Below are 25866 nucleotides of genomic sequence, written 5' to 3' on the forward strand. Positions count from 1 at the left end.
CAGGGCACGTATCGTGGCCGCGCCAACGGCTGGTGGGGGGCGGCGCGCCCCGAGGTGAGGAAGCGGGGATCCAGTGGAGCACAGCGGGTGGGCCGACGAGGGGTTCGGAGCCGTCGCGGACGAGTTCTCCCGGAACTTCACCGAGCGGGGCGAACTCGGCGGGGCCGTCAGCGTCTTCGTGGCGGGCCGCAAGGTCGTGGATCTGTGGGGCGGCATCGCCGACGAGCGGACCGGCCGGCCCTGGGAGGCGGAAACCGCCGTTCCGGTCCTGTCCTGCTCCAAGGGCGTCCTGGCCGTCTGCGCCCACCTCCTCGCCCAGGAGGGCCGCCTGGACCTGGACGCCCCCATGGCCCGCTACTGGCCGGAGTTCGCGCGGCACGGCAAGGAGGGGATCACGACGCGCATGGTGCTCGCGCACCGCGCCGGGCTCCCCGTCACCGACCGCACGCCCGGCTTCGAGGAGATCCTCGCCTGGGAGCCGGTGATCCGCGCCCTGGAGGAGCAGGAGCCGCTCTGGGAGCCCGGCACCGCCCACGAGTACCACGGACACACCTACGGCTGGCTCGTCGGCGAGGTGATCCGGCGGATCACCGGGCTCACCCCCGGCGCCTACTTCCGCGAGGCCATCGGCGACCGACTCGGCCTGAGCACCTGGATCGGCGCGCCCGAAGAGGAACTCCCGCATCTGGCCCGGCTGGCCGAGGGCGAGGGCCGGCCTCAGCTGCCGGGGCCGGACACGCTCTACGGGCGGATCCTGACCATGAACGGCGTCCTCGTCTTCCCCGGCGTCGACGACCCGCACGGCTGGAACTCCCCCGCCCTGCTGGCCGGCGAGGTCCCCGCGACCGGCGGCGTCTCGTCCGCGCGCGGCCTGGCCACGCTCTACGCGGCGGCCGTGACCGGCGTCGACGGGGCGCCGCGACTGCTCTCCGAGGAGACCGTCGAGGACGCGGTGACGGAGCTGTCGGCCGGTACGACCTGGTCGGGCGTCCCGGGCTTCGGCACGCGCTGGGGCTCCGGCTTCAAGCTCGGCTCGGCCGGCGACGAGTCCATGCTCGGCCCGCGCAGCTTCGGCCACGACGGGGCGGGCGGCTGCCAGCTGGGCTTCGGTGACGAGGAGTTCGGGGTCGGCTTCGGCTATGCCGCCAACCGGATGATGAGCCACGGCGACGGGCGGGCGCGACAGCTCGTCGCGGCGGTACGGGAATGCGTCGCCGGGCGCTGACCTGCCAAAAGTCCGCCACTCTTTCGGGTGAGGGAGCCACCCGTCAGGCCTAACGCGTCCGGGGCGGGACAGCCTCGGATCGCCGTGCGGGTTCCCGCGCGGCGAGAAGGCGTCGCGCAGGGGGATCGGTCATGGAACAGCAGGAGATCTATGAGCCGCCCGAGGTGGTCGAGGTCGGCGGCTTCGCCGACCTGACCCGGGGCTTTCCGCCGGGCGAGGTGTTCGACCGGCCGCCCCAGCCCTTCGAGTTCCACAGCCCCGAGAGCTGAGGCCGGCCGGTCCGTGACGGGTGAGGTGTGGTTCGCGGTCCTTCCGGACGGTGACGCGGGCCTCGCCGCCGCGCGGCTGCTGCGTCCCTGGGCGACCGAGTCCGTCGCTCACCACTCCGGCCGGCCGTGGCTGCTGGGCAGTTGGCCGGCCGGGCACGTGACCGTGGCCGAGGCGGGGACGGCGCGGCTGGCGGTGCTCGGCCGCTGCCCGGTCACCGCCGAGGCGCTGTCGTCGTGGCTGGGCGAGGTGCGCGGCATCGCGGAGACGGAGCGGGTGGTCAAGGGGCTGACGGGCAGCTTCCATGTGGCCGCCTCGATCGGTGGCCGGGTCCGGGTGCGGGGCAGCGCCTCGGCGGTGCGGCGCGTCTTCCACGCGTGGGTGCGCGGGGTCGTCGTGGCGTCCAGTCGCGCGGACCGGCTCGCCTCGGCGCTCCGCGCGGAGGTCGACGAAGGGCTGCTGGCGCTGCACCTGCTGTCCACTCCCCCGCCGTATCCCCTCGGCGACCACTGCCTGTGGCAGGGCGTCCAGGCGCTGCGGCCCGAGGACTGCCTGCTGATCGAGGCGGACGGCCGGGCCCGTACGCAGCGCTGGTGGCATCCTCCGGAGCCGTCCCTCTCGGTGGCCGAGGGGGCGCCCGAGGTGCGCCGGGCCCTGACAGCCGCGGTGAGCACCTGCATGGCCGGCGGCGGCACGGTGAGCTCCGACCTGTCCGGAGGGATGGATTCCACCAGCCTGTGCTTCCTGGCGGCCGCCCGGGGCGGGGCCCGGCTGGTCACGCTGTGCTGGGAGGGCCTCGACCCGGCGAACGACGACACCGCCTGGGCCGCGCGGGCCGCCGCCGAACTCCCCGACAGCGTCGAGCACGTGCGGCCGGACCGCTCCTCCACCCCCCTCTGGTACAGCGGCCTGAAGGGGACGGCCGCCCGGACCGACGAACCGGGCGCCTGGGTGCGGGACACCGCCAGGTTCACCGCGCTCGCCGAGCTGATGACCGGCCGGGGATCCCGGCTGCACCTGTTCGGCCGCGGCGGGGACGAGCTGTTCACCGCCCACACCCCCTATCTCCACGACCAGTTCCGCACCGACCCGCTGGCGGCTCTCGCGAGCGTCCGCGCGATGCGGTCCGCACGACGTCGGCCCCTGTGGCCGATGCTGCGCGGGCTGGCTGACCGCGGCACCTACAGCCAGTGGCTGACGACCTGGGCCGACGGCCTCACCGCCGCGCCCGCCTCACCGCACACCACCTCCGCCCCCTCCGTCGCCTGGGGCACGGAGGCGCACCTGCCGCCGTGGGCGACACCGGACGCGGTCCACGCCGTCCGGAGCGCCCTGCGCGAGGCGGCCGCCGGGCGGACCGAGCCGCTCGCCCCGCAGCGGGGCCGGCACGCGGCGCTCTCGTACGCCCAGGCGGCCGGCCGGGGGGTGCGCCAACTGGACCAGGTGACCTCCTCCATGGGCCTGGAGTACGCCGCGCCCTACCTCGACGACGGCGTGATCGAGGCCGCGCTGTCCGTCCGGCTGCCCGACCGCCGCGCCCCCGGCCGGTACAAACCGGTGCTCGCCACGGCGATGCGCGGGATCGTCCCCGACACCGTCCTGGGCCGCTGCACCAAGGGCGACTTCACCTCCGACTTCTACACCGCGCTGCGCCGCCACCGGGCCGCGCTCCTGGAGCTGTTCGACGACTCCCGGCTCGCCGCGGCCGGGCTGGTGGACGTCGCCGCGTTCCGTACGAGCCTGCTCGGCCTGCACCCGACGCCGGAGGCCCTGCGCGGGCTCGACCCGACCCTGGGCTGCGAGCTGTGGCTGCGGTCCCGCGCCGAGCAGCCCCTGACCCCCACGACCTCCGGAGGAACCGCGTGACCCTCGCCCTGTGCCCCGACGTGTCCGCCACGGACACCGAGGACGGAATGGTGCTGCTCGACGAGGCCACCGGCCGCTACTGGCAGCTCAACGGCACGGCCGCGCTCATCCTGCGCGCCCTCCTCGACGGTGCTTCGCCGCGACAGACCGCGCACGGCCTCAAGGAGCGCTATCCGGGCCTCACCACCGAACGGACGACGACCGACGTGGCCTCCCTCATCCACTCCCTCTGCACGGCGCGCCTGGTGATGCCCACATGAGCCAGTCGATGGTCCCGGCCGCCCGCGACGACGTCCCCCCGCTGCGCCGCCCGCCGGCCCTCCTGGCCACCGCCACGGCCCGGCTGCTCGTCCTGCTGCCGCCGCGGCGCATCCGCCGGGTGCTGTCCCTGCTGCGGCGCGGCGCCTCCCCCGCCACCGAGGAGCAGGCCCTCGCCGCCCGCCGCCAGGTCGTGTCGATCAGCGCCCGCTGCGCCGGGGAGGGCTGTCTGCAACGCTCGATCGCCACCGCGCTGTTGTGCCGGATGCGCGGCGTCTGGCCGGACTGGTGCACCGGCGTGCGTACGGGACCGTTCCGCGCGCACGCCTGGGTGGAGGTCGACGGCCGCCCGGTCGGCGAGCCGCACCCGGCCGGTTACTACCACCGGCTCATGGTCGTCCCGAGCCGCCCGCGCGACTGAGGGGACAGGGACAGGGCGGCGGCGTTACGGTCGCACCATGCAGCTGGCACCCGCGGAAGCCCGGGCGCGCTTCGAGGCATCACCGGTCGCCCGCCTGGCCACGGCCGCCCCGGACGGCACACCGCACCTGGTGCCCATCGTCTTCGCCCTGGGCCACGACCTCCTCTACTTCGCGATCGACCACAAGCCCAAGAGCACCTCACGCCTGCGCCGCCTGACCGACATCCGGCAGAACCCCCGGGTCGCCCTCCTCGTCGACCACTACGCCGACGACTGGACCGCCCTGTGGTGGTCGCGCGCCGACGGCCACGCCGAGATCTGGACGGACCTCGGCCGGCGCAGCACCCCCGTCCGGCTGCTCCAGGAGAAATACCCCCAGTACGCGGACCGCCCGCCCGAGGGCCCGGTCGTCGCGGTCGAGGTCACGCACTGGAGCGGCTGGGCCTTCGCGGGCTGACTCCCGCGGGTCCCAGCGGCGCCCCCGGCTCCCGCCGCGTACGCCCCGAGCAGCCGAACGCGGCCCGCCCCACCCACTCGGGGTCGGACGAGCTGCCCTCCGGCCCCGCGTGGGCCAAGCTCGTACCAGCGGTCACTCGACGCGCAGGTGGAAGGAGCCAGGGAGCACATGTTCACCCACACCAAGGCATTCAGCGGCTTCGCCGTGGACGACATCCAGCGGGCCAAGGACTTCTACCACCAGACCCTCGGCCTCCGGGTGACCGAGGAACACGGGCTCCTCACCCTGCACATCACCGGCGGCACCGAGATCCTCGTCTACCCCAAGTCGGACCACACCCCGGCGACGTTCACGGTCCTCAATTTCCCCGTCGACGACATCGACCAGGCCGTCGACGAGCTGTCCCGGCGCGGCGTCACCTTCGAGCGGTACGACGGGTTCGAACAGGACGAGAAGGGCGTCTTCCGGCAGGCCGGGCCGGCCATCGCCTGGTTCACGGACCCGGCCGGCAATGTGATGTCCGTACTCCAGGAGAGGTGGAAGGGGCTGGAGGGATAATCTGAGCGCCATGCGGATCCTGTTCGTCGGCGACTCGATGACCATCGGTAGCGCCGGTGACTACACATGGCGCTACCGCATGTGGCAGCACCTCAATGCCTCCTACGGCGGCCCGTACAAGATCGTCGGGCCGCGCCGGGAGCTGTACGACCCGTCGAGCGACAGCCCCGCCTCCCTCGACTACGGCGACCCCGCCTTCCCCGAGCGCGCCCGCGCGCACCTCGCGGGCTGGGGCGAGGGCTGGCTGCACATGGCGCCGCTCGTCGGGGACGCCGTGCGGGCCGGCAAGGCCGACACCCTGCTGGTCTCCCTCGGCCTCATCGACCTCGGTTTCTACACCGACGCCGAGCAGACCGCCGGCAACGTCCGCCGCTTCCTCGCCGGGGCCCGCGAGGCCAATCCGCGCGTACGGGTCGTCCTGATGCCGGTCATCCCGAACATCAAGGCCCTCAACGACCCCGCCTTCGCCGCCGAGTGCGAGCGCTTCAACGACCTGCTGGCCAAGACCGTCGCCGACCTCGACCTCCCCGGCTCGCCGCTGCTGCTGGCCTCCCCGCCCGAGCTCTGGGACATCGACAGCCACACCTACGACGGCACGCACCCCAACGCGGGCGGCGAGCACCTCATCGCCGCGGCCTTCGCCGACGCGATGCACCAGGCGTGGGACGTCGCGGATCCGTACGAGCCCGCCTCCCCCTGACCCGGCCGGCCTTCCCCCGACCCGGCCCGGATCCGCCTGACACGCCGGTCGGACGGGCCAACCCTTGATTCGAGCGCACTCCAAGGAGTTGGCTGGGCGGCTATGGAGTACACGCAGCTCGGACGCACGGGACTCAAGGTCAGCCGGATCGTACTGGGAACGATGAACTTCGGGCCGCAGACCGACGAGGACGACAGTCACACCATCATGGACGCCGCCCTCGACGCGGGCGTCAACTTCTTCGACACCGCGAACGTCTACGGCTGGGGCGAGAACAAGGGCCGCACCGAATCGATCATCGGCAGCTGGCTCGCGCGCGGCGGCGGCCGGCGCGAGAAGGTCGTCCTCGCCACCAAGGTCTTCGGCGGGATGAACCCCGACGGCGAGCCCTGGCCCAACCACGACCGCCTGTCCGCCGCCAACATCCGCCGCGCCGTCGACGCCAGCCTCCAGCGGCTGCGCACGGACCACATCGACCTCTACCAGTTCCACCACGTCGACCGCTCGACGCCGTGGGACGAGATCTGGCAGGCCATCGACGTCCTCGTCCAGCAGGGCAAGATCCTCTACGCCGGCTCCTCCAACCACGCCGGCTGGCACATCGCCCAGGCCAACGAGGCCGCGCGCCGCCGCGGCTCGCTGGGGCTGGTCAGCGAGCAGTGCCTGTACAACCTCGCCGAGCGGCGCGCCGAGATGGAGGTCGTCCCGGCCGCCGAGGCGTACGGACTCGGGGTCATCCCCTGGTCGCCGCTGCACGGCGGGCTGCTCGGCGGCGTCATCCGCAAGGAGCGCGAGGGCGGCGGCTCCCGCGCCACGTCCGGGCGGTCGGCGGAGGCGCTGGCCAACTCCAAGGTCCGCGAGCAGGTCCAGGCGTACGAGGACCTGCTGGAGAAGCACGGTCTGGAGCCCGGCGAGGTCGCCCTGGCCTGGCTGCTCACCCGGCCCGGCGTGACCGGCCCGATCGTCGGCCCGCGCACCACCGACCAGCTCGCCTCCGCGCTGCGGGCGGTGGAGCTGAAGCTTTCGGAAGAGCTGCTCGGGGAACTCGACGCGATCTTCCCCGGCCCGGGCCCCTCGCCGGAGGCGTTCGCCTGGTAGCCCCGGCCGTCCCGTAGCCGCCCCTGAGGGCCCTCTTCCGCGAGGAGGGGGCCCTCAGCCATCAGCAGCCGGCGCGTCGGTATCGGCCGCGTCGTCGAGGGCCGCGCATCGAGGACACCTGGACGCCGCTCGCCCGGCCGGTGCGGTCAGGGAAGGGCCGGGCGGCCCGCGTCACTTCACCGCCGACACCACGGCGACGACGACGAGCATCACGGCGAGCACACCGGTCATGATCCGGTTCCTGGTCTTGGGGTCCACCCCTTGAGCGTAACCGCCGGGCCGGCGCGCTCAGTGTCCGAGGCCCCGCCCGAGCTCCCAGGAGGCCACCGTCTCGTAGCGGGGCCGCTCGCCCGGCACACCGGAGGCCGGCAGCCTGCTGTGGACGAGCGCGAGCCGGTCCACGGTCCAGGGCAGGCCCGAGAAGTCCGCGAGGCGCTCCTCGTACGGGCGCAGGTGCACCGGGCCGGCGGCGCGGGCGAGCGTGAGGTGGGCGCGGAAGGGGTGCTTGCCGTCGACCTCCACGCCGGCCCGGCGCGCCCCGGCCGTGGTGGAGCGGGCGAGGTCGCGCAGGGTCGTCAGATCGCCCTCGGCGCCGACCCACAGGATCCGGTCGTCGAACCGGCCGACACCGGCGAACCGCAGCTCGTGCGGCGGGTGCCGGTGCGCGGCGCGGGCCAGGCGCTCGCCGAGCGCGGGCACGAGCGCCTCGTCGACCTCGCCGAGGAAGGCGAGCGTGAAGTGCCAGCTCGCGGGCTCGGTCCAGCGCAGGCGCTCGGCGCCGGGAAGGGAGCGCGCGGGGGCGACGGCCGAGGCCAGTTCGGTGACGGCCGGTTCGGGCGGGAGCACGGCGGCGAACAGTCGCATGCGCTCAGTGTCGCGCAACCGGCTCCGCCCCGGCCCCTGGGCGCCGGAAGCCGTCCGGACGGACTGGAATCCAGCCCGTCCGGCCACCGAGAACAACCGCCCTACGCCGCCACCGACACCTCGGCCTCCGGCCGGACCCGCGGTACGAACGCCACGTGCGGGTGTCCGCGCCGCAGGTCGATCTTCAGCCGCAGGCCGCCCACGCGCGCCAGGACCAGGCCGACCCCGAGCGCCGCCAGCATGGAGACGACGCCGCCCGCGAGGAAGCCGATCCGGGCGCCGTAGACGTCGGTGATGTAGCCGACGAGGGGCGCGCCGAGCGGGGTGCCGCCCATGAAGACCATCATGAACAGGCTCATCACCCGGCCGCGCATCGCGGGATCCGTGGCGAGCTGGAGGCCGGAGTTGGCGGTGACGTTGATCGTCAGGCCGAACATCCCGATCGGCACCAGCAGCACCGCGAAGACCCAGAACGTGGGCGACAGCGCGGCGGTGATCTCCAGGACGCCGAAGAGCGCGGCGGCGCCGACCAGCAACCGCATCCGGGAGGTGCCGCGCCGGGCGGCGAGCAGGGCGCCCACCAGGGAACCGGCCGCCATCAGGGTGTTGAGCAGGCCGTACGTACCGGCGCCGGCGTGGAAGACGTCGTTGACGAAGGCCGTCAGCCAGATCGGGAAGTTGAACCCGAAGGTACCGATGAATCCGACGAGGACGATGGGCCAGATCAGGTCGGGGCGCCCGGCGACGTAGCGCAGGCCCTCGCGCAGCTGGCCCTTGCCGCGCGGGGCGCGCTCGGACTTGTGGAGCTCGCTCGTCCGCATCAGCAGCAGCGCGCCCAGGGGCGCGAGGAAGGACAGGCCGTTGAGCAGGAAGGCCCAGCCGCTGCCGACTGCGGTGATCAGGACACCGGCGACGGCGGGGCCGACGAGGCGGGCGGACTGGAAGTTGGCGGAGTTCAGGCTGACGGCGTTGCGCAGGTCCTGCGGGCCGACCATCTCCACGACGAACGCCTGACGGACGGGGTTGTCGACGACCGTGACCAGCCCGAGCGCGAGCGCGGTGAGGTAGACGTGCCAGACCGCGACATGTCCGGACAGGGTGAGCACCGCCAGGGCGAGGCCGGTGAGGCCCATCGCCGCCTGGGTGATGACCAGCAGCAGCCGCTTGGGGTAGCGGTCGGCGATGACGCCGCCGTAGAGCCCGAGGAGCAGCATGGGCAGGAACTGCAGGGCCGTGGTGATACCGACGGCCGCGGAGGAGCCGGTGAGGCCGAGGACCAGCCAGTCCTGGGCGATCCGCTGCATCCAGGTGCCGGTGTTCGACACCACCTGGCCGATGGCGAAGAGCCGGTAGTTACGAACCCTGAGTGAGCTGAACGTGCCGCCCTTGGGTGTGGTGAGGACGGTGGAGCGGGTGTCGTCGTGGGTGTTCGGTGCGGGTGCGGAGTCTGCTCCGGGTCCCGTACTCAAAGTGGGTTCGCCTCCTCCTTGTGTGGGTGTTACAGGTGCGCGAGCTTCTCCAGCACGGGTGCGGCGGCGCGCAGCGTCGCCCACTCGTCCTCGTCGAGCCGGCCGACCAGTTCGGTGAGCCAGACATTGCGCTTGCGCCGGCTCTCCTCGAGCATGGCCTCGGCCCGCTCGGTCTGGGTGACCACCTTCTGGCGGCGGTCCTCCGGGTGCGGCTCCAGCCGGACCAGGCCCTTGGCTTCGAGCAGGGCGACGATGCGGGTCATCGAGGGGGGCTGCACGTGCTCCTTGCGGGCGAGCTCGCCGGGGGTGGCGGAGCCGCATCCGGCCAGGGTGCCCAGCACCGACATCTCGGTGGGGCTGAGCGACTCGTCGACACGCTGGTGCTTGAGCCGCCGCGACAGACGCATGACACCGGACCGCAGGGAGTTCACTGCGGCGGTGTTGTCTTGAAGGTCCGGGTCCGACATGTTCTTTAGGTTAACTCATTACCCGCGCTAAATAAAGCGGGGTACGGAAGCGCCGGAAGAGGGCACGGAGGCACCGCCGGCGCACGTACGGGCGGCCGGGTGCATTCCGCACCCGGCCGCCCGTACGAGCTTGTGAAGGGTCCCGCCCCTGGGCCCCGAAGGGCCCCGCCCCTCCCCCGTTACTTCACTCCGAGCACCTGCTCGATCGGGTCGAGGAGGAAGTAGACCAGGAAGCACAGCCCGACCACGTTCAGCAGCCAGGGGATCTCCCGCGTCCGCTTGTCCGCGATCCGCAGCAGGATGAAGGCGAGGACGCCGATGCCGATGCCGTTGGTGATGGAGTACGTGAACGGCATGGAGATGATCGTCAGGAACGCGGGGATCGCGATCGTGAAGTCGCTCCAGTCGATCTCCTTGACGTTGGCCGCCATGATCAGGAAGCCGACGACGAGCAGCGCGGGCGTGGCCGCCTGCGAGGGGACGACGGTGGCCAGCGGGGTGAAGACCAGGGCCAGCAGGAAGAGGCCGCCGGTCATCAGGTTCGCCAGGCCCGTGCGGGCGCCCTCGCCGACGCCGGCGGTGGACTCCACGAAGCAGGTGTTGGCGGAGGCCGAGCCGAGGCCGCCCGCCGCGACGGCGACACCGTCGACCATCAGGATCTTGCCCATGTTGGGCAGCTGGCCGTTCTCGTCCGTCAGCCCGGCCTCCTCGCCGACGCCGATGATCGTGCCCATGGCGTCGAAGAAGCCGGACAGCAGCACGGTGAAGACGAACAGGCAGCCGGTCAGCAGGCCGACCTCGTGGAAGCCGCCGAAGAGGCTGATGTCGCCGACGAGACCGAAGTCGGGCGTGCCGACGACGCTGTCCGGCACCTTCGGGACGCTCAGGCCCCAGCTCAGGTCCGGAATGTGGGCGAGCGAGTTGATGGCGATCGCGACGAGCGTCATCACGACGATGCCGATGAGGATGGCGCCGCGGGTCTTGCGCACGACGAGGATGAACGTCAGCGCGAGCCCGACCACGAAGATCAGCACCGGCCAGCCGTGCAGCTGTCCGCCCTGGCCGAGGCCGAGCGGCACGGTGGTGTGCGCGGCGTCGGGGTTGCGGGTGACGAAGCCGGAGTCCACCAGGCCGATCAGCGAGATGAACAGGCCGATGCCGATGGCGATCGCGCGCCGCAGGCCGCCGGGGATGGCGTCCATCACGCGCTGCCGCAGACCGGAGGCGACCAGCAGCATCAGCACCAGGCCGGCCAGGACGACCATGCCCATCGCGTCCGGCCAGCTCATCTTGGGCGCGAGCTGGAGCGAGACGACGGCGTTGATGCCGAGGCCGGCGGCGCAGGCGATCGGCACATTGCCGATGACGCCCATGAGGACGGTGCTGAGTCCGGCCATCAGGGCGGTGGCCGTGACCAGCTGGGCGTTGTCGAGCTGGTGGCCGAACTTGTCCTGGCCGGCCCCGAGGATGATCGGGTTCAGCACGACGATGTACGCCATCGCGAAGAAGGTGGCCAGTCCACCGCGCAGCTCATTGGAGATCGACGAGCCCCGCTCGGATATCCGGAAGTACCGGTCGAGGGGGTTGCCGGGCGGCAGTGTGGGGGACGGCGGCTGGGTGTCGACCGGTGAGGTGGCCGAGGAGGGCATACGTGTCCTCAGTCGTGCGGGCCCACGGGAGGTGCGGGCGACGGCAGGGCGGGGGCGAACGGGGCGGAGCAGGGGCGGAACGGGGGCGGAACGGGGACGAGCCTGAGCGGATCGATCAGAAAAGATCAAGAACTGTATGATCAAACAAAACAATCCAGTCAGATCCAGCTCGATTCAGTATGAATAAACAAGCCCCGGATTGCTATCTCCGCGCGTAGACCCTTATGGGCCAAGGGCTTCCGCCAGGGCCCGAGCGGTAGTCTTGCCCGCATGACGAAGTGGACACCCAGGCACGAGGCGCCGGAGCCCCTGGAGGGCAATGTCGTCGCCACCATCACCGGCGGCACCGTCATCTGGTTCGTCCTCTTCCTGGCCCAGCTGCCGTTCTACGGCTGGTTCGACGACCACGGCCACCTGTGGTGGCTCTGGACGTGCCTGGCCGGCGGCGGCCTCGGGCTGATCGGCGTCTGGTACGTCCGGGGGCGCGACGCCGCCATCCGCCGCCACACGGCCGAGCTCGAGGCGGCCGCGGCCGGCAGCGCAGCTTCGTCTGGTTCGTCCGGTTCCGCCGGGTCCGCCGGTTCGGCCGGTTCGGAAGGTGAACCGGGCTGACCGCCCGTACCGTCGGACTCATGAGCGATCCGGCGCAGACCGCGACAGCGGAATCCGTCCCGCCGGGCCCGCACACCGGCCTGACCGGGTCCCAGGTCGCCGAGCGGGTGGCGAGGGGCGAGGTCAACGACGTACCCGTACGCTCCTCGCGCTCGACCGCGGAGATCGTCAGGGCCAACGTCCTCACCCGCTTCAACGCCATCATCGGCGTCCTCTTCCTGATCATCCTGGTCGTCGGCCCGATCCAGGACGGCCTGTTCGGCTTTGTGATCGTCGCCAACACCGCGATCGGCATCGTCCAGGAACTGCGCGCGAAGAAGACCCTCGACTCCCTCGCCGTCATCGGCGAGGCCCGGCCCACCGTCCGCCGCGACGGCGCCCCCGCCACGATCCCCACCGGCGAGATCGTCCTCGGTGACCTCATCGAGCTGGGGCCCGGCGACAAGTGCGTCGTCGACGGCGAGGTCCTGGAGGCCGACGGCCTGGAGATCGACGAGTCGCTGCTCACCGGCGAGGCCGACCCCGTGCTGAAGAGGCCCGGCGACAAGGTCATGTCCGGCTCCTTCGTCGTCGCCGGCGGCGGCGCCTTCACCGCCACCAAGGTCGGCCGCGCCGCCTACGCCGCCCAGCTCGCCGAGGAGGCGTCCCGCTTCACGCTCGTCCACTCCGAGCTGCGCACCGGCATCAGCCGGATCCTCAAGTACGTGACGTGGATGATGTTCCCGACCGCCGCCGGCCTCGTCATCAGCCAGCTCGTCGTCCAGGAGCACGACTGGCGGGAAGCGGTCCGGCGCATGGTCGCCGGCATCGTCCCGATGGTCCCCGAGGGCTTGGTGCTGCTGACCTCGGTGGCCTTCGCCATCGGCGTCATCCGCCTGGGCCGCAAGCAGTGCCTGGTGCAGGAGCTGCCCGCGATCGAGGGCCTCGCCCGCGTCGACACCGTCTGCCTCGACAAGACCGGCACCCTCACCGAGGGCGGCATGGACGTCACCGAGCTGCGGGTGCTGCCCGACGCCGCGGCCGACGAGGGGTACGTACGCCAGGTGCTCGGCGCCCTCGGCGAGTCCGACCCCCGCCCCAACGCCAGCCTCCAGGCCATCATCGACGCCTACCCCGACGGCTCCGGCTGGCGGTGCACGGAGTCGCTGCCCTTCTCCTCCGCCCGCAAGTACAGCGGCGCCGCCCTCAACAGCCCCGACGCCGAGTCCGGCAACTGGCTGCTCGGCGCCCCGGACGTGCTGCTGCCCACCGGCGACCCGGCGCTGGCCGCCGTCGAGGGCCTCAACGCCCAGGGGCTGCGGGTGCTGCTCCTCGCCCGCGCCGAGCACGACCTCGACGACCCGCGCCTCACCGAGGACCTGCGCCCCACGGCGCTGGTGGTCCTGGAGCAGCGGCTGCGCTCCGACGCGGCGGACACCCTGCGCTACTTCGCGGAGCAGAACGTCTCCGCCAAGGTGATCTCCGGTGACAACGCCGTCTCCGTCGGCGCCGTCGCCGCCAAGCTCGGCCTGCCGGGCGCGGACGCCCCCGTCGACGCCCGCGAGCTGCCGGCGGGGCGGGAGGAGATGGCCGGCGTCCTGGACGAGGGCGCGGTCTTCGGACGCGTCACCCCGCAGCAGAAGCGCGACATGGTCGCGGCGCTCCAGGGGCGCGGCCGCACCGTCGCCATGACCGGCGACGGCGTCAACGACGTCCTCGCCCTCAAGGACGCCGACATCGGCGTCTCCATGGGCTCGGGCTCCGAGGCGACCCGGGCCGTCGCCCAGATCGTGCTGCTGAACAACAGCTTCGCCACCCTGCCGTCGGTGGTCGCCGAGGGCCGCCGCGTCATCGGCAACATCACGCGCGTCGCGACGCTGTTCCTGACCAAGACCGTCTACTCCGTGCTGCTGGCGATCCTCGTCGTCTGCACGCGCGTGCCGTACCCCTTCCTGCCGCGCCACCTGACCCTGCTGTCGACGCTCACCATCGGCGTACCGGCGTTCTTCCTGGCCCTGGCCCCGAACAAGGAGCGCGCCAAGCCGCGCTTCGTACGGCGGGTGATGCGCTACTCCGTCCCGGCCGGGCTGATCGCCGGGGCGGCCACCTTCGCGGCGTACCTGCTGGCCCGTCTCCACTACTCCGGGCCCGGCGCCCTGGACGCCGAGACCAGCGCGGCGACGCTGACCCTGTTCCTGATCTCGCTGTGGGTCCTCGCGATCATCGCCCGTCCCTACACGTGGTGGCGCGTCGCGCTGGTCCTCGCGATGGGCGCGGGCTTCCTGATCGTCCTCATCACGCCCGCGCTCCAGCACTTCTTCGCGCTGAAGCTGGTCGGTACGACCATGCCCTGGGCCGCCGTGGCGATCGCCGCGGCGGCCGCGCTGGTCCTGGAACTGGCGTGGCGCCTGATCTCCCGCCGCTTCCCGGCCTGAGGCCCGGCCTCAGGCCTTCGCCTTCTCGTCCTCCAGGAACTCCCGGATCTGCTCCCGGAGCTCGGGGCTGTCCGCGTGCCGGTGCACGGAGATCGCGTGCTCGGTGGCGGCCTGGACGACTTCGTCCTCCTCACCGGTGATGGTGAGGGTGCAGTTGGTTTCGCTGGGGAACCTGCGGCAGTCGGCGACTTTCCTGGTCATGGCGGCCTCCTGGAAGGGGGTTCCCTTCCAGGGTAGGCCGGGGACAGGCACGGCGGACGACCGAGTATCAGGGCCAGGTGCGATCGATACGGTCCGCCCGTACGGCGTAGGCGGCGGGGCCGCCCCTGGTGATCGCCTGATGAATCGCTTCCCGGCGGGCGTGGAGACGCTCGACCATGTCGAGGCTGCGCAACTGCTGATTGTCGAGGTAGAAGAGCACCGCCGCGTAATCCCGCACGGGCTGGATCTCCTGATCCCTCGTCTTGATACGGCCGTCCTTGGACAAGGGGGTCCACCCCTTGCCGAGGCCGTGCAGGATCCAGTCCTCGTCAGGCACATCCTGTGCGTCTCCTCGGAAAACCTCACCGATCCGGTGGATCCGCCAGCCACGCGCCCGCAGTTCCTCGGCGACACGGCGACCGAGGTTCCGGTCGAGGAAGAATTCAGGCGGCAAGGCGCACCACGGCCCGGCACAGCGCGTCCACCTGCTCCGGCTCCATCTCGTACTCGTACGCGATGTCCTCGACGGTCTCCCCGGCCTCCCATAGGTCCGTCAGCGCCTTTACCGGCACCCGGTTGGCCTCGATGACGGGCAGACCATGCCCGAATCTCGGGTCGATGACGACAGGGACCGCATCCGGGTACTGCCTCAGCTGGAGACTGGACGGGAAGTCGTCGCCCGCCTCCCACGAGAGGTAGCGCAGATACTCCGCGACGACCTCCTGGATGGGAGCCTGCCCGTCCCGTGCCCGCCGCAGATCACCGAGGCCGTGCTCGACGAAGATGTCCACCCCGTCGGTGGCGATCCGCTTCGAGACCAGGCCGTACGGGGTGTCGAACGCGTCCCTCACCGCTCCGGCCGCTTCACGGATCTCGCTCATCCGCAATCCGAGCTCCCGCAGTGACCGGAGCACATACGCCTCGGCCACGGCGATGAACGGCACAGAAGGCTGGTGCGAACGCACCGGCTCGACCCGGTGCACCAGCGGTGCGCCCGCCGCCTTCCCTTTCAACCAGCTCTGCAGCGTGGACTGCGGGATCTGCAGAACCGAGGAGGTCTCCGAGGTCGTGAGAAGCCCATCCGTGAACCTGTCGATCACGCCCGTCTCCTCCCTGACGACCCCGGGGGCCGAATCCTTCCACACCAGGCTGCCACCTATGGCCTGGCCGCACACGCGTTCCGGGCCGGGGCCACCCCCGAAGGCGCCTTCTCCCAAGGCTCAGTCGAACCAGCGGGAGCGGGCCAGTTCCTCCGTGCGGGACGGGTCCTCCAGGAGGGCCGCCGCCTCGAAGCGGCGCGACCACGCGCCGGCCGCCCAGGCCAGGCCCGCCGCCACGCCCTCCAGGGTCGCCGCGTGCAGGACGCCGTCCGGGCCGAGGCGCCAGTCGAGCTCGACGCCGTCGACGACCAGCTCCTCGTGCTCGACGTACGAGGCCGGCGCGCCCGGCAGCAGTACCCGGACGCCCTCCGGGACCTGCCGGAGCTCGCCCTCGTCTGCGGGGACGGTGGCCGGGACGGCCTCGCTCAGGCGGCGTACCTGGAGCAGCTCGGCCAGCTCCGCCGCCCGCGCGGGCGCCACCGGCAGCAGCGCCAGCCCGTCCGAGAGCGGCAGCAGGTCCGGCGCGTCCGCGACCAGCGCCTCGCCCGCGTCCACGACGCGCACCTCGCCGTCGACGACGGCCCGCAGGTCGTCCGGCAGGGTGACCTGCTCGGGGTCCAGGTCGGCGAGGGCGCCGTACAGGGCGTGCAGCTGGGCCGCGCCCACCGGGCGGTCCGGGTCTGCCAGCCGGGAGAGCAGCTCGGCGGCGCCGCCCGGCTCGTCCAGCAGGGCGGCCACGGAGGTGCGTACACCCAGCGCCCGCAGGACCTGGTCGTCCGCGAGGCCGGCCGCGTCCGCCGCCTCGTACAGGCCGGCCAGCAGCCGATCGCCGCCCGCGACCCGCAGGCCGGCCGGGCGGCGGCCGTCGAGCACGGGGTGACCGCGCAGCCACCAGGCGGTGTACGGGCGTACGGACTCGGTCGTGCCGTCCGGGAGGAGGACGCGCACGGGCGCGGTCAGCGCGTCGCGCAGCGGCGGCCGGGCCAGCATGGCGAGGGCCCGCGGCCAGGCGTCGTCGTCGACCAGGTCGAGGTCGCGCACGGCCACGATCTCGGTGGCGACCGGCGGCACCGGCGTGTCGGGCAGCCGGTCGAGGACGTCCTCGCACCAGACGTCGACGGCGTCGAGCAGGCCGGCGTCGTCGGGCTCGGCGAAGTCGGTGTCGCGCGGCTCCAGCTCGTCGGGGTCCAGCACGACGTCGGTGGCGCGGACGAGCGCGAACGTCGCCAGCACGCCCACGGCGGTCAGCGGCTGCTCGCCCCAGCGCTCGGCGAGCTCGGCGTCGCACGCGGCGAGCTCGCCGGGCCGGATGACGCTCTCGAAGGGGCTGCCGGGCAGCACCAGTTCGCCGGCCGGCGCGAGCTCGCCGTCCTCGTCGGGGAGGGCGAGCGCGGCCAGCCAGGGCTCGTCACCCGGGGCGAGGTTGGCGTCGCGTACGAGCGAGAGGACGGTCTCGACCAGGGCGTCGTGGCCGAGCGCGTCCTCGTCCCAGATCTCGTCGCCGTCCAGGGAGTCCGCGACGGCGGCCCGCACCTGAGGGGTCGTCAGGATGGCGCGCGGGGACGCCGGGGTCGCGCCGAGCTTCTCCAGCAGCGGGTGGGCGGCGTCCGGGTGGGCGACCTTGAGCCCGAGGCGGGAGAGCCGCTCGGAGCCGGTGGCGTCGGCGGGCGGCAGCAGGACCTGCCGGGGGCCGATGGCGGTACGGCCGCCCCCGGCGAGCGGCACGGGCAGGCCGGTCAGCCGGTCGGGGTCGATGCCGGCGAGGCTGTCGTAGAGCCGCCACCACCAGGACGGGTCGCGCTCGACACCGGCGAGCCGGTCGACGACCTCACCGAGCGGTACGCGCGCCACGCCGAGGGCCCGCAGCTCGGGGCGGCGTTCCAGACCGGCGGGCAGCAGGCTCGGGAACAGTTCACCCAGGACGGTGACGGTCTCCGCGCCGGCGCCCTCGACGACCTCGGCCTCCCGGGGCCGCAGCGCGTACGGCTCGCCGCCGGGGCCGCTCCGCGCGAAGGGATCGTCCCAGGTGTCGGTGCGCTCCTCCCGCACCGCGGCCGGCTCGTGCCGCTGCGTGGAGGCGTCGGGCCCCTCGGTCCAGGGGATGCCCTCCACACCGCCGCCGGGGGCGGGCTCCCGCCCACCGGCCGCCGAGGCCGCACTCGGCAGGAACGGCACGCGGGGCAGCAGCTCCAGCACCTGCCGGCGCAGCTCCGCGTCCAGCGGGCTGCGCGCGAGCGGGGACGGGACCAGGTCGAGGGTGCCGGTGGAGACCGGGTGCCAGTCGCGGAGCAGGTCCGCGTACGCCTCGGCGGCACGCCCGGTGAGGAAGTCCGTGAGCGGGCCGGGGGCGGTGTGACGGCGCGTCGGCTCCAGCGGGAACGTGGCGATGAGGAGCGCCGGGAGCCCCAGCGGCTCGTCCGTCGGCGTCGGCGCGTGCAGCACGGACGCGGTACGCGGCCGTACGGGCGCCCCGTCCTCGCCCACCGGGACCGCCCAGGTCAGCGACCACGCCGGGCGCAGCCGCTCCTCGACCGGCCGGTCGGCGAGCAGGGCCGCGTCCAGCGGTCCGCCGGCGCGCTCGACGCGCCAGCGGGTGGTGCCGCGCTCGGAGTCCTCGACGAGGGTGTACGGGCCGTCCTGGCGCCGCGTCAGCGTCCGTACGGCGCCGTCCGCGCCCTCGACGACGACCTCTTCCAGCCCCGGCAGGGCCAGCAGCAGCGCGTCGTCGACCCCGGCCAGCAGACGGGCGGTCAGGTCCTCGGCGGCGCCGTCCCGCAGCGGCAGGACGACGACGGTGTCGTAACCCTCCGGCGCGGTGCCCTCGGCGGGCAGCGGCAGGCGCAGCAGCGGCACATGGCCGTTGCGGCGGCGGATCTCCCCGCCCAGGCCGGGGGCGTCGGCCGCGGCGGCCACCGCGAGGTCCCGCGCCTCGGCCAGCGACCAGCGGACTCCGCCGGTGCGGCCGACGACGGCGGGCTCGTCACTGACGGCCAGCACGGCGGAGAAGCCGACGCCGAACCGGCCGACGGCCTCGCCGCTCTCCCGCTTCGCGGAGGCGCGCAGGGTGGCGAGGGACTCGACGCCCGCGGCGTCGAGGGGGGCACCGGTGTTGGCGGCGGCCAGCACGGCGGGCTCGCCGTCGCGCGCCGGGCGCAGCGTCAGCCGGAGCCGTCCGGGCTGCCCTGCGCGGGCGGCGGCGTCGGCGGCGTTCTGGGCGAGCTCGACGACGAGGCGGTCGCGGTATCCGCCGAGTGCGAGGTCTTCTTCGGCGTTGGCGTCCTCCCGGAAGCGGGCCGGGCTCGCCGCCCAGGCTTGCAGGACGCGGTGCCGCAGTCGCTCTGTCGCGAACGGGTCAGCGGCCATGGTGTTCGTCTCCCTCGGTTGCCTCCGGCGAAACGTACCGTGTCCTGGCGGGGGCCCCGGTCACGGGGTTGCGGGTCCGCTCGCCGTTTCCGGGCGCGGCCCGGTGGCACGACCGCCGCTACCGCGGCGCGTTCACACCCGCCCGGCCCGGGCACCCCGGAACGTCCGCCGGGCCCACCTGTGGGGGCTCCTCACCATCGGCGGCTCCCCCAGTCTTTTCCCCTCCCTCAAGGAGCGGAGGCCCGCACCCGGGAATCGCGGGGGGGGGGAGGCGCTGGGGTGGTTTTGGGGGCGTAAAGCGAAGCAGCCCCGAACACCACCCCGGAGCGGCCCGACACCGGCCCCAGCCCCCACCAGCGGACCGACGGTCCGACCAACCCATCCCGCCGAAGGCGAAACGGCAGGTCAGGAGTGACCAAGATCCTCGTCGGAGACATCCGACTCCGCAGAGCCCAACGCAAACGGATCCACCAACGTCTCATCAATAACCGGCGACGGCGCCCGAGGCGGTTTCGGCATGACCGCCGCCTCCGAGTGCCCCCCGCACCCGTACGCCAGCGACACCACATGCCCGTCCGCCGGCCCGAACTCGTTCGCGCAGATGCCGAACGCCTGGCCCAGGGAGCCGCCGATGCGGACGAGGAAGCCGCAGCTGACGCAGGACGCGGGGGCGGCCTGGGCCATCGGGGTCTTGCCGCCGTGGGATTCGTCCCAGCGGTCGGCCGCGGAGTGGAGGCCGTAGCGGGAGAGCACCCGTGCCCGGCGCATGCCGAGCTCCTCCGCGACGGCCGCGATCGAGCCGCGGGCGGGCGGCGCGGCCTGGACGGCGGGCGAGCCGACGGTGACGTCGGCGTCCTCGGCCTCGGCCAGCCGGTCCATCTCCTCGGCGAGGGCCGAGTTCGGCGGCGGGGCGTCCTCGCCCGTCCAGCCGGGCTCCAGGCGCAGGTCGTCGGCCTCGGTGGGCAGCAGGTCGCCGGGGCCCATGTCGCCGGGGCGCAGCCGCTCGCTCCAGGGCACCCACTCGGGTGCCAGCAGGGCGTCGGTGCCGGGCAGCAGGACCGTCTCGTCGAGCGTGACGTTCTTGGCGCGGGAGGCGCGGGCGACGGTGACGGCCCAGCGCCAGCCGCGGTAGCCGGGGTCGAGGCAGGCGAAGTAGTGGGTGACGACGCGGTCCCCGTCGGCGGTGACCTCGACGTGGTCGCCGACCATGCCCGGCAGTGCGGCCTCCTCGGCCGCCGCACGGGCGAGTTCGACCGCCTCGGCGCACAGGCGGTCCGGGGTACGGCTTCGCATCGCAGCACTCACAAGAATCGATTCTCTCTTCCACGCCGTCTCACGAGTGCGCCAGCCGAACGGCCGGGTCGGCGGACGGAGCGGACCGGAGGACCGCGTCGACGTCCGCGCCCGAACGGCCTCGGGCGCACCTAGTCACTCCCTATTCTGCGGGATCGAGACTCGGAGCGCGGCCAAGAACGACCGCCGGTGGCGCGCTACGCACGCTACCCCGCGAGGACACCCCGGGGATACCCGGGCTTCGGCGAGCCCTCCCCCGGGCCACGCCGAACCGTTCCGCCACCTGGCCGCCGCGTCCCACGGATGGAGGGAAAGTGCCATGCGCCGTGCCAGTTGGGGCAGTATGGCGTGGTGGGAGCCATCCGGTCAGCCGAAGGCGGCCCGCTCCGCCGTTCGGCCCGGGGCGTGGGCCGGGTCCTGCGCGCTCCCGTCCGCTGGGCGGGGCGTGGCGTCCGCAAGGCCACGCACGCGCACGGCGCGGGCGAGTCCGGGCTGGGCAAGCTCATCGAGCTGCACGCGGTGAATTCCGCCGGCGACATGATGATCACCGTCGCACTGGCGTCCACCGTGTTCTTCTCCGTACCCACCGATCAGGCGCGCGGCCGGGTGGCGCTCTACCTGGCGGTCACGATGGCGCCCTTCGCGCTGCTGGCGCCGGTGATCGGCCCGCTGCTGGACCGCATCCCGCACGGCCGGCGCGCGGCGATGGCGGGCTCGATGCTGACGCGGGCGCTGCTGGCGCTGACGATGTCGGGCGCGGTGGCGAGCGGCGGCCTGGAGCTGTATCCGGCGGCGCTGGGCGTGCTGGTGGCGTCGAAGGCGTACGGCGTGGTGCGCTCGGCCGTGGTGCCGCGGCTGCTGCCACCGCGCATCTCCCTGGTGAAGGCGAACAGCCGGGTGACGCTCGGCGGACTGATGGCCACGGGCGTGGCGGCCCCGCTGGGCGCGGGGCTGCACCAGTTCGGGCCGGAATATCCACTGTACGGGGCATTCGTCGTGTTCGTTCTCGGCACGATCCTCTCCTTCTCGTTGCCCCACAAGGTGGACTCCGCGAAGGGCGAGGCACGGGCCCGCCTCGTCTCGGGCGAGCACCGGTCCCACCTCCGCGAGAACCTGCGCGAGAAGCGGGAGCTGCGGGAGCGCCGCCGGGAAGGCCGAAAGAAGCGGAAGCCGAAGGCGGCCAAGCAGCCCAAGCCGGGCCTGCGCACCGTCGGCAGCTCGGTGCTGCACGCCCTCCAGGCGAACAGCGCGATCCGCATGCTGTCGGGCTTCCTCACCTTCTTCCTGGCGTTCATGCTGCGCGTCCACCCCCTCGGACACCTCAGCCCGGCCTTCTCGCTGGGCGTCGTCGCGGTCGCGGCGGGCGCCGGGAACGCCCTGGGCACGGCCATCGGCGCACTGCTGCGCTCGCGCGGGCCGGAGAAGATGATCGCGCTGGTGCTGACCGTGACACTGGGGGTCGCGATCGTCACCGCCGTCCTCTACGGCGCGTTCTTCGTGGTCGTGATCGCGGCCGTCGCCGGCATCTCGCAGGCGCTGGCCAAGCAGTCGCTGGACTCACTGATCCAGCGGGACGTACCGGAGGAGGTACGGACCTCCGCGTTCGCCCGCTCCGAGACGCTGCTCCAGATGTCCTGGGTGGTCGGCGGGGCGATCGGCATCCTGCTGCCGCTCAACGGCACGCTCGGCATGGGGGTCGCCGCCGGGGTCCTCGCACTGGGCGCGGCCACTGCCGTACGGGGCCTGCTGACGGCGGCCCGGCGTGGCTCGGCGCACCCGCGCGTGGCCTGAGCGGACGGGCCCGATAGCCTGCCCGCATGACCGCTGCGTTTTTCCGGGGCAAGCGCCGCCGTGCCGCTGCCGCCGCCGGGGCCGTGACCTTTGGGCTCCTGGCCCTTTCCGCCTGCGACAAGCCGACGCCGCTGGCGACGGTGACCGTCGGTTCGACCACGGTGACGACCGAGGCCGCCTGTTACGAGAAGGGCGAGGACCTCGGCGAGAAGGCGCTCAATGAGTGCGTCAAGGAGAAGTCGCCGAAGACCATCAAGGTCAAGCCCGGCGACAAGATCCGCGTGGGCGTCGAGCCCGACATCGCCGACAAGGGCTGGGTCGTGCTGACCAGTGGCCCGGTCCAGCGCAGCAACCAGCTGAAGCAGACCTACACGTCCCTCGACGGTGAGCAGCTCTTCGTGAACCGCGAGCAGCAGCGCATCGAGGACTCCACCATCCTCACCGTCCTCACCAAGGACGGCGTGTGGAACGTCAAGCTCGAACTGGACAAGGGCTGACCCGTCAGGACACCCCGCTGATGCGCGTACTGGTCGTCACCGCCGTAGCCGCCGAGCGCGACGCGGTCGTCCGCGGCGCGGCGGAGCCGGCAGCGGCGGATCCCCTGGAGATCGCGCTGCCGGGCTTCACGCTGCTCCGGCCCGCCCCCGCCGCACCCGGCTCGTTCCCGCTGGTCGTGGACGTACTGGCGGCCGGTGTCGGACCCGCCGCGGCCGCCGCGGGCGCGGCGACGGCGCTGGCGGCCGCCGCGCTGGCCGGGAGCCCGTACGACCTGGTGGTCTCGGCGGGCATCGGCGGTGGCTTCGTGGGCGCCGTCCGGGGCGCGCCGGTGGGTTCCCTCGTCGTGTCCGACACGACCGTGGCGGCGGACCTGGGCGCGGAGACGCCCGAGGGCTTCGTGCCGGTCACCGACCTGGGCTTCGGCACCGTCACGCACACCCCGCCGCCGGCGCTCGTACGAGCCGTCGCCGAGGCGACCGGCGCGCACCGCGGTGACGTGCTGACCGTGTCGACCGTGACCGGTTCCGCCGAGCGCGCGGCGGACCTCGCGGCCCGGTACCCGCGGGCATTGGCCGAGGCCATGGAGGGCTTCGGCGTGGCCGAGGCCGCCGCGGCGCACGGCGTGCCCGCCCTGGAACTGCGGGCGGTCTCCAACCCCGTCGGCCCGCGCGACCGCGCCGCCTGGCGGATCGGCGACGCGCTCGCCGCCCTCGCGGACGCCTTCCGGCGGATCTCCCCCGCACTCGCCGCGCACCACGCGGAGAAAGCCGAGGTCACCTCATGAGCGAGCCGCTGCGGATCGCCTATTCGCCGTGCCCGAACGACACCTTCGTCTTCGACGCGTGGACGCACGGCCGCGTCCCCGGCGCGCCCGCTCTCGACGTGACCTTCGCGGACATCGACATCACCAACGGCATGGCCGAGCGCGGCGAGTTCGACGTCCTGAAGGTCTCCTACGCGGTCCTGCCGTGGGTGTTGGAGGAGTACGCGCTGCTGCCGTGCGGCGGCGCGCTGGGGCGGGGCTGCGGCCCGCTGGTGCTGACCCGTGAGCCGGGCGAGGCCGCCGGGCTGGCGGGGAAGACGGTCGCCGTGCCGAGCGAGCGCTCGACGGCGTACCTGCTGTTCCGGCTGTGGGCGGCGGCCGAGGTGCCGGGCGGCGTCGGCGAGGTCGTCGTGCTGCCGTTCCACGAGATCATGCCGGCCGTCCGCGACGGCAAGGTGGACGCCGGGCTCGTGATCCACGAGGCCCGCTTCACCTATCAGAACTACGGGCTGCACTGCCTGGCCGACATGGGCAAGCACTGGGAGTCCACGACGGGCCTGCCGATCCCGCTCGGCGCGATCATCGCCAAGCGCTCGCTGGGCGCGGAGCGGCTGCGGGAGCTGGCGGAGGCGGCGCGGACGTCCGTACGGATGGCGTGGGACGACCCGGAGGCGTCCCGGCCGTATGTGCTGGAGCACGCGCAGGAGATGGACCCGGCGGTCGCCGAGCAGCACATCGGGCTGTACGTCAACGAATTCACGGCCGGTCTGGGGGAGGACGGCTACGCGGCGGTGCGGGGGCTGCTCACCCGGGCCGCGGCCGAGGGGCTCGTACCGCCCCTCGGCCCGGACGCGCTGGCATTTCCCTGACCACCGCCGACCGGACCACTGCCGAATCGCATGGCGGTCGAATGCGGATATCGGTCGATTGCCGGTCGACGCGGAATCGGTCGGATGCCGAATCGATCGGCTCGCGGAATCGGTCGGACGCCGGGGAGGACCCGGCGGCCCGGTCAGACGTCGAGCTGGTCGGCCACCGCGCGGAGCATTCCCGCGATCTTCGAGCCGTGGGCCTTGTCGGGGTAACGGCCGCGTTCGAGCTGCTGAGTGACGTTCTCCAGAAGCGTGGTGAGGTCCTGGACGATCGACGCCAGCTCATCGGGCTTGCGGCGCTGGGCGGCCGCGACCGACGGGGCGGGGTCGAGCAGCGTCACCGTCAGCGCCTGGTCGCCGCGCTGTCCGGCCACGACGCCGAACTCCACGCGCTGGCCGGGCTTGAGGGCCTCGACCCCGTCCGGGAGCACCGAGGAGTGCACGAAGACGTCTCCGCCGTCGTCGCGGGAGAGGAAGCCGAAGCCCTTCTCACTGTTGAACCACTTGACCTTGCCGGTAGGCACGTCTGTCCTCGTCCTCGTGTCTCGTCGGAATTGCGGAAAACGTCTGCTCATCAACGGAAAAACAGCTCTTGATAGCACTACAGCGGGTCGCAAGACCCGCTACCCCCAAGGCTAATGGTCCCGGGCCCGCTGACAAGACGTCCTCGACCGTGCGGCGATGGGGCGTTCACGCCGACGGCTAGGGATCTACCCTGGTCAGGTGAGTAACGAAACTCCCCGGGACGGGGATCTGCTGGTACGCATCGGCGCCATCGTCTTCCTCGTGGGCGCGGTGGCCACGATGGCGACCGTCGCCCCGCTGTTTTTGGGCGCCGATCCGCTGCCCCCGGCAGCGTACTTCGTCTGCATGCTGATGGGGGCGGGATTCCTCATCGCGGCCGCCGGGGTGCTGCGTTCGGTCGCCGCGCAGCGCCGTCAGGCGCGCGCCGGGGCGGCCTCTCCCCTGTAGGCGCGCAGCCAGCCGGGGAAGGCCGTGAGGTCGCCGAGGAGCACGTCGGCCCCGGCCGCGCGCAGTTCCTCCGCGTCGCACGGCCCGGTCGCGACCGCTACGGACAGCGCACCGGCCGTACGCGCGCCGAGCACGTCCCCGGTGTGGTCGCCGACGTAGACGCTCGCCCCGTGCGCGCGCAGCGCCGTCGCCTTGTCCTCCGCCCAGAGGTCGCCGACGAGGGCGTCGGCGTCCAGTTCGAGATGGTCCAGGTGCAGCCGCGCGTTGCGCTCGAACTTCGCGGTGACGACGACGGACCGGCCGCCCAGCTCCCGTACCGCCGCGAGGGCCTCCCGGGCGCCAGGCATGGCGGGCGAGGAGTGGACGGCGAGCGACGGATAGACCGCCCGGTAGCTGGCGGCGGCCGCGGCGACCTCGTCCTCGGCGAACCAGTTGGCCAGCTCCCGCTCCAGCGGCGGACCCAGCCGGCTGCACACCAGGTCGATGTCGATGTACCTGCCCGTCCGGGCGACCAGCGATTCGTAGGCGGCCCGGATGCCGGGCACGGAGTCGATCAGGGTCAGGTCCAGATCGAAGCCGACAGTGAACCGGTGCTCGAGCGGGTGTGAGGTCATACCGCCCATTCTGCCGTGCTGCCCCATCCGTACACTTAGCGTTGCCTAACCAGGCCCCGTACGCCCCTGAAGTG

The 25866-nt window shown here is 73.0% G+C and carries 27 protein-coding genes; 16 read left to right on the forward strand and 11 right to left on the reverse strand.

Annotated features, from left to right (window positions below):
- The first annotated feature begins 73 nt into the window (after nucleotides 1–73).
- From ACZ303_RS14295 to ACZ303_RS14335, 9 genes are all read left to right on the forward strand, one after another.
- A complete protein-coding gene (locus ACZ303_RS14295; protein WP_467338647.1) occupies nucleotides 74–1225 on the forward strand; it encodes a serine hydrolase domain-containing protein in 1152 nt (383 codons plus the stop codon).
- 131 nt (nucleotides 1226–1356) lie between these two features.
- Entirely contained in the window at nucleotides 1357–1494 is a 138-nt protein-coding gene (locus ACZ303_RS14300; protein ID WP_467338649.1) for a lasso RiPP family leader peptide-containing protein, read from the forward strand.
- A 13-nt stretch (nucleotides 1495–1507) separates the two neighbouring features.
- Nucleotides 1508–3358, forward strand: a complete 1851-nt coding sequence (locus ACZ303_RS14305) for an asparagine synthase-related protein (protein ID WP_467338651.1) — start codon at nucleotides 1508–1510, stop codon at nucleotides 3356–3358.
- Complete coding sequence (locus tag ACZ303_RS14310; protein ID WP_467338653.1) at nucleotides 3355–3618, forward strand: lasso peptide biosynthesis PqqD family chaperone; 264 nt, start codon at nucleotides 3355–3357, stop codon at nucleotides 3616–3618. The genes ACZ303_RS14305 and ACZ303_RS14310 overlap by 4 nt, the downstream gene beginning before the upstream one ends.
- Nucleotides 3615–4037, forward strand: coding sequence for a lasso peptide biosynthesis B2 protein (locus ACZ303_RS14315; protein ID WP_467338655.1), 423 nt, complete (start codon nucleotides 3615–3617; stop codon nucleotides 4035–4037). Before ACZ303_RS14310 ends, ACZ303_RS14315 begins: the two co-directional genes overlap by 4 nt.
- Before the next feature lie 37 nt (nucleotides 4038–4074).
- Nucleotides 4075–4494 (forward strand): TIGR03668 family PPOX class F420-dependent oxidoreductase, encoded by a 420-nt coding sequence (locus ACZ303_RS14320; protein ID WP_467338657.1) that lies wholly within the window; start codon nucleotides 4075–4077, stop codon nucleotides 4492–4494.
- Between the two features lie 168 nt (nucleotides 4495–4662).
- Nucleotides 4663–5052 carry a VOC family protein gene (locus tag ACZ303_RS14325; protein ID WP_467338659.1) on the forward strand — a complete coding sequence of 130 codons (390 nt, stop codon included), beginning with the start codon at nucleotides 4663–4665 and terminating at the stop codon, nucleotides 5050–5052.
- A gap of 10 nt (nucleotides 5053–5062) precedes the next feature.
- Nucleotides 5063–5752: a GDSL-type esterase/lipase family protein gene (locus ACZ303_RS14330; RefSeq protein WP_467338661.1), complete on the forward strand. Its 690-nt coding sequence runs from the start codon at nucleotides 5063–5065 to the stop codon at nucleotides 5750–5752.
- A gap of 102 nt (nucleotides 5753–5854) precedes the next feature.
- Nucleotides 5855–6850: an aldo/keto reductase gene (locus ACZ303_RS14335; protein WP_467338663.1), complete on the forward strand. Its 996-nt coding sequence runs from the start codon at nucleotides 5855–5857 to the stop codon at nucleotides 6848–6850.
- A 288-nt stretch (nucleotides 6851–7138) separates the two neighbouring features.
- Here ACZ303_RS14335 and thpR read toward each other — a convergent pair whose 3' ends face one another.
- The 4 genes from thpR to ACZ303_RS14355 form a co-directional block, all read right to left on the reverse strand.
- Nucleotides 7139–7714, reverse strand: coding sequence for an RNA 2',3'-cyclic phosphodiesterase (gene thpR / locus ACZ303_RS14340; protein WP_467338665.1), 576 nt, complete (start codon nucleotides 7712–7714; stop codon nucleotides 7139–7141).
- A 101-nt stretch (nucleotides 7715–7815) separates the two neighbouring features.
- Nucleotides 7816–9183: an MFS transporter gene (locus ACZ303_RS14345; RefSeq protein ID WP_467338667.1), complete on the reverse strand. Its 1368-nt coding sequence runs from the start codon at nucleotides 9181–9183 to the stop codon at nucleotides 7816–7818.
- Between the two features lie 29 nt (nucleotides 9184–9212).
- Nucleotides 9213–9650 (reverse strand): MarR family winged helix-turn-helix transcriptional regulator, encoded by a 438-nt coding sequence (locus ACZ303_RS14350; protein WP_467338669.1) that lies wholly within the window; start codon nucleotides 9648–9650, stop codon nucleotides 9213–9215.
- 179 nt (nucleotides 9651–9829) lie between these two features.
- The gene (locus tag ACZ303_RS14355) at nucleotides 9830–11299 is read right to left on the reverse strand and encodes an NCS2 family permease (RefSeq protein ID WP_467338671.1); all 1470 of its coding nucleotides are present in this window, start codon (nucleotides 11297–11299) and stop codon (nucleotides 9830–9832) included.
- Between the two features lie 270 nt (nucleotides 11300–11569).
- Here ACZ303_RS14355 and ACZ303_RS14360 point away from each other — a divergent pair, with 270 nt between their 5' ends.
- Entirely contained in the window at nucleotides 11570–11911 is a 342-nt protein-coding gene (locus tag ACZ303_RS14360) for a DUF2530 domain-containing protein (protein ID WP_467338673.1), read from the forward strand.
- A 20-nt stretch (nucleotides 11912–11931) separates the two neighbouring features.
- A complete protein-coding gene (locus tag ACZ303_RS14365; RefSeq protein ID WP_467338675.1) occupies nucleotides 11932–14325 on the forward strand; it encodes an HAD-IC family P-type ATPase in 2394 nt (797 codons plus the stop codon).
- Nucleotides 14326–14334: 9 nt separating this feature from the next.
- Here the strand turns inward: ACZ303_RS14365 and ACZ303_RS14370 are convergent, their stop codons facing one another.
- The 5 genes from ACZ303_RS14370 to ACZ303_RS14390 all read right to left on the reverse strand — a co-directional run bounded on the left by ACZ303_RS14370 (nucleotide 14335) and on the right by ACZ303_RS14390 (nucleotide 20282).
- Nucleotides 14335–14526, reverse strand: a complete 192-nt coding sequence (locus ACZ303_RS14370; RefSeq protein WP_467338676.1) for a DUF1059 domain-containing protein — start codon at nucleotides 14524–14526, stop codon at nucleotides 14335–14337.
- 67 nt (nucleotides 14527–14593) lie between these two features.
- Nucleotides 14594–14980: a PIN-like domain-containing protein gene (locus ACZ303_RS14375; protein ID WP_467338678.1), complete on the reverse strand. Its 387-nt coding sequence runs from the start codon at nucleotides 14978–14980 to the stop codon at nucleotides 14594–14596.
- A complete protein-coding gene (locus ACZ303_RS14380; RefSeq protein WP_467338680.1) occupies nucleotides 14970–15626 on the reverse strand; it encodes a DUF433 domain-containing protein in 657 nt (218 codons plus the stop codon). The genes ACZ303_RS14375 and ACZ303_RS14380 overlap by 11 nt, the downstream gene beginning before the upstream one ends.
- 120 nt (nucleotides 15627–15746) lie before the next feature.
- Nucleotides 15747–18989, reverse strand: coding sequence for a sacsin N-terminal ATP-binding-like domain-containing protein (locus ACZ303_RS14385; protein WP_467338682.1), 3243 nt, complete (start codon nucleotides 18987–18989; stop codon nucleotides 15747–15749).
- Between the two features lie 405 nt (nucleotides 18990–19394).
- The gene (locus ACZ303_RS14390; RefSeq protein WP_467338684.1) at nucleotides 19395–20282 is read right to left on the reverse strand and encodes a DUF3027 domain-containing protein; all 888 of its coding nucleotides are present in this window, start codon (nucleotides 20280–20282) and stop codon (nucleotides 19395–19397) included.
- A 351-nt stretch (nucleotides 20283–20633) separates the two neighbouring features.
- Here ACZ303_RS14390 and ACZ303_RS14395 point away from each other — a divergent pair, with 351 nt between their 5' ends.
- The 4 genes from ACZ303_RS14395 to ACZ303_RS14410 are packed head-to-tail and all read left to right on the forward strand — an operon-like array spanning nucleotide 20634 to nucleotide 24203.
- Entirely contained in the window at nucleotides 20634–22073 is a 1440-nt protein-coding gene (locus tag ACZ303_RS14395) for an MFS transporter (protein ID WP_467338686.1), read from the forward strand.
- A gap of 26 nt (nucleotides 22074–22099) precedes the next feature.
- On the forward strand, nucleotides 22100–22570 hold the full coding sequence (locus ACZ303_RS14400) for a DUF2771 family protein (RefSeq protein ID WP_467338688.1): 471 nt from the start codon (nucleotides 22100–22102) through the stop codon (nucleotides 22568–22570).
- Between the two features lie 20 nt (nucleotides 22571–22590).
- A complete protein-coding gene (locus ACZ303_RS14405) occupies nucleotides 22591–23355 on the forward strand; it encodes a futalosine hydrolase (protein WP_467338690.1) in 765 nt (254 codons plus the stop codon).
- A complete protein-coding gene (locus tag ACZ303_RS14410) occupies nucleotides 23352–24203 on the forward strand; it encodes a 1,4-dihydroxy-6-naphthoate synthase (RefSeq protein WP_467338692.1) in 852 nt (283 codons plus the stop codon). The genes ACZ303_RS14405 and ACZ303_RS14410 overlap by 4 nt, the downstream gene beginning before the upstream one ends.
- Nucleotides 24204–24346: 143 nt before the next feature.
- Here ACZ303_RS14410 and ACZ303_RS14415 read toward each other — a convergent pair whose 3' ends face one another.
- Entirely contained in the window at nucleotides 24347–24730 is a 384-nt protein-coding gene (locus tag ACZ303_RS14415) for a cold-shock protein (protein WP_467338694.1), read from the reverse strand.
- Between the two features lie 199 nt (nucleotides 24731–24929).
- Between ACZ303_RS14415 and ACZ303_RS14420 the strand changes: the two genes are divergently transcribed.
- On the forward strand, nucleotides 24930–25178 hold the full coding sequence (locus ACZ303_RS14420) for a hypothetical protein (RefSeq protein ID WP_467338696.1): 249 nt from the start codon (nucleotides 24930–24932) through the stop codon (nucleotides 25176–25178).
- Here the strand turns inward: ACZ303_RS14420 and ACZ303_RS14425 are convergent.
- Entirely contained in the window at nucleotides 25145–25801 is a 657-nt protein-coding gene (locus ACZ303_RS14425; protein WP_467338698.1) for an HAD family hydrolase, read from the reverse strand. The genes ACZ303_RS14420 and ACZ303_RS14425 overlap by 34 nt on opposite strands.
- Nucleotides 25802–25866: the final 65 nt, after the last annotated feature.

This window comes from Streptomyces sp. NPDC023527 (assembly GCF_055560115.1).

Bases quoted from the DNA above. Each gene is read 5' to 3' on its own strand.
- ACZ303_RS14355 (WP_467338671.1), bottom strand. From the start codon at position 11,299: ATGCCCTCCTCGGCCACCTCACCGGTCGACACCCAGCCGCCGTCCCCC.
- ACZ303_RS14425 (WP_467338698.1), bottom strand. From the start codon at position 25,801: ATGGGCGGTATGACCTCACACCCGCTCGAGCACCGGTTCACTGTCGGC.
- ACZ303_RS14390 (WP_467338684.1), bottom strand. From the start codon at position 20,282: ATGCGAAGCCGTACCCCGGACCGCCTGTGCGCCGAGGCGGTCGAACTC.
- ACZ303_RS14300 (WP_467338649.1), top strand. From the start codon at position 1,357: ATGGAACAGCAGGAGATCTATGAGCCGCCCGAGGTGGTCGAGGTCGGC.
- ACZ303_RS14350 (WP_467338669.1), bottom strand. From the start codon at position 9,650: ATGTCGGACCCGGACCTTCAAGACAACACCGCCGCAGTGAACTCCCTG.
- ACZ303_RS14335 (WP_467338663.1), top strand. From the start codon at position 5,855: ATGGAGTACACGCAGCTCGGACGCACGGGACTCAAGGTCAGCCGGATC.
- ACZ303_RS14400 (WP_467338688.1), top strand. From the start codon at position 22,100: ATGACCGCTGCGTTTTTCCGGGGCAAGCGCCGCCGTGCCGCTGCCGCC.
- ACZ303_RS14325 (WP_467338659.1), top strand. From the start codon at position 4,663: ATGTTCACCCACACCAAGGCATTCAGCGGCTTCGCCGTGGACGACATC.
- ACZ303_RS14370 (WP_467338676.1), bottom strand. From the start codon at position 14,526: ATGACCAGGAAAGTCGCCGACTGCCGCAGGTTCCCCAGCGAAACCAAC.
- ACZ303_RS14405 (WP_467338690.1), top strand. From the start codon at position 22,591: ATGCGCGTACTGGTCGTCACCGCCGTAGCCGCCGAGCGCGACGCGGTC.
- thpR (WP_467338665.1), bottom strand. From the start codon at position 7,714: ATGCGACTGTTCGCCGCCGTGCTCCCGCCCGAACCGGCCGTCACCGAA.
- ACZ303_RS14315 (WP_467338655.1), top strand. From the start codon at position 3,615: ATGAGCCAGTCGATGGTCCCGGCCGCCCGCGACGACGTCCCCCCGCTG.
- ACZ303_RS14320 (WP_467338657.1), top strand. From the start codon at position 4,075: ATGCAGCTGGCACCCGCGGAAGCCCGGGCGCGCTTCGAGGCATCACCG.
- ACZ303_RS14330 (WP_467338661.1), top strand. From the start codon at position 5,063: ATGCGGATCCTGTTCGTCGGCGACTCGATGACCATCGGTAGCGCCGGT.
- ACZ303_RS14360 (WP_467338673.1), top strand. From the start codon at position 11,570: ATGACGAAGTGGACACCCAGGCACGAGGCGCCGGAGCCCCTGGAGGGC.
- ACZ303_RS14365 (WP_467338675.1), top strand. From the start codon at position 11,932: ATGAGCGATCCGGCGCAGACCGCGACAGCGGAATCCGTCCCGCCGGGC.
- ACZ303_RS14410 (WP_467338692.1), top strand. From the start codon at position 23,352: ATGAGCGAGCCGCTGCGGATCGCCTATTCGCCGTGCCCGAACGACACC.
- ACZ303_RS14385 (WP_467338682.1), bottom strand. From the start codon at position 18,989: ATGGCCGCTGACCCGTTCGCGACAGAGCGACTGCGGCACCGCGTCCTG.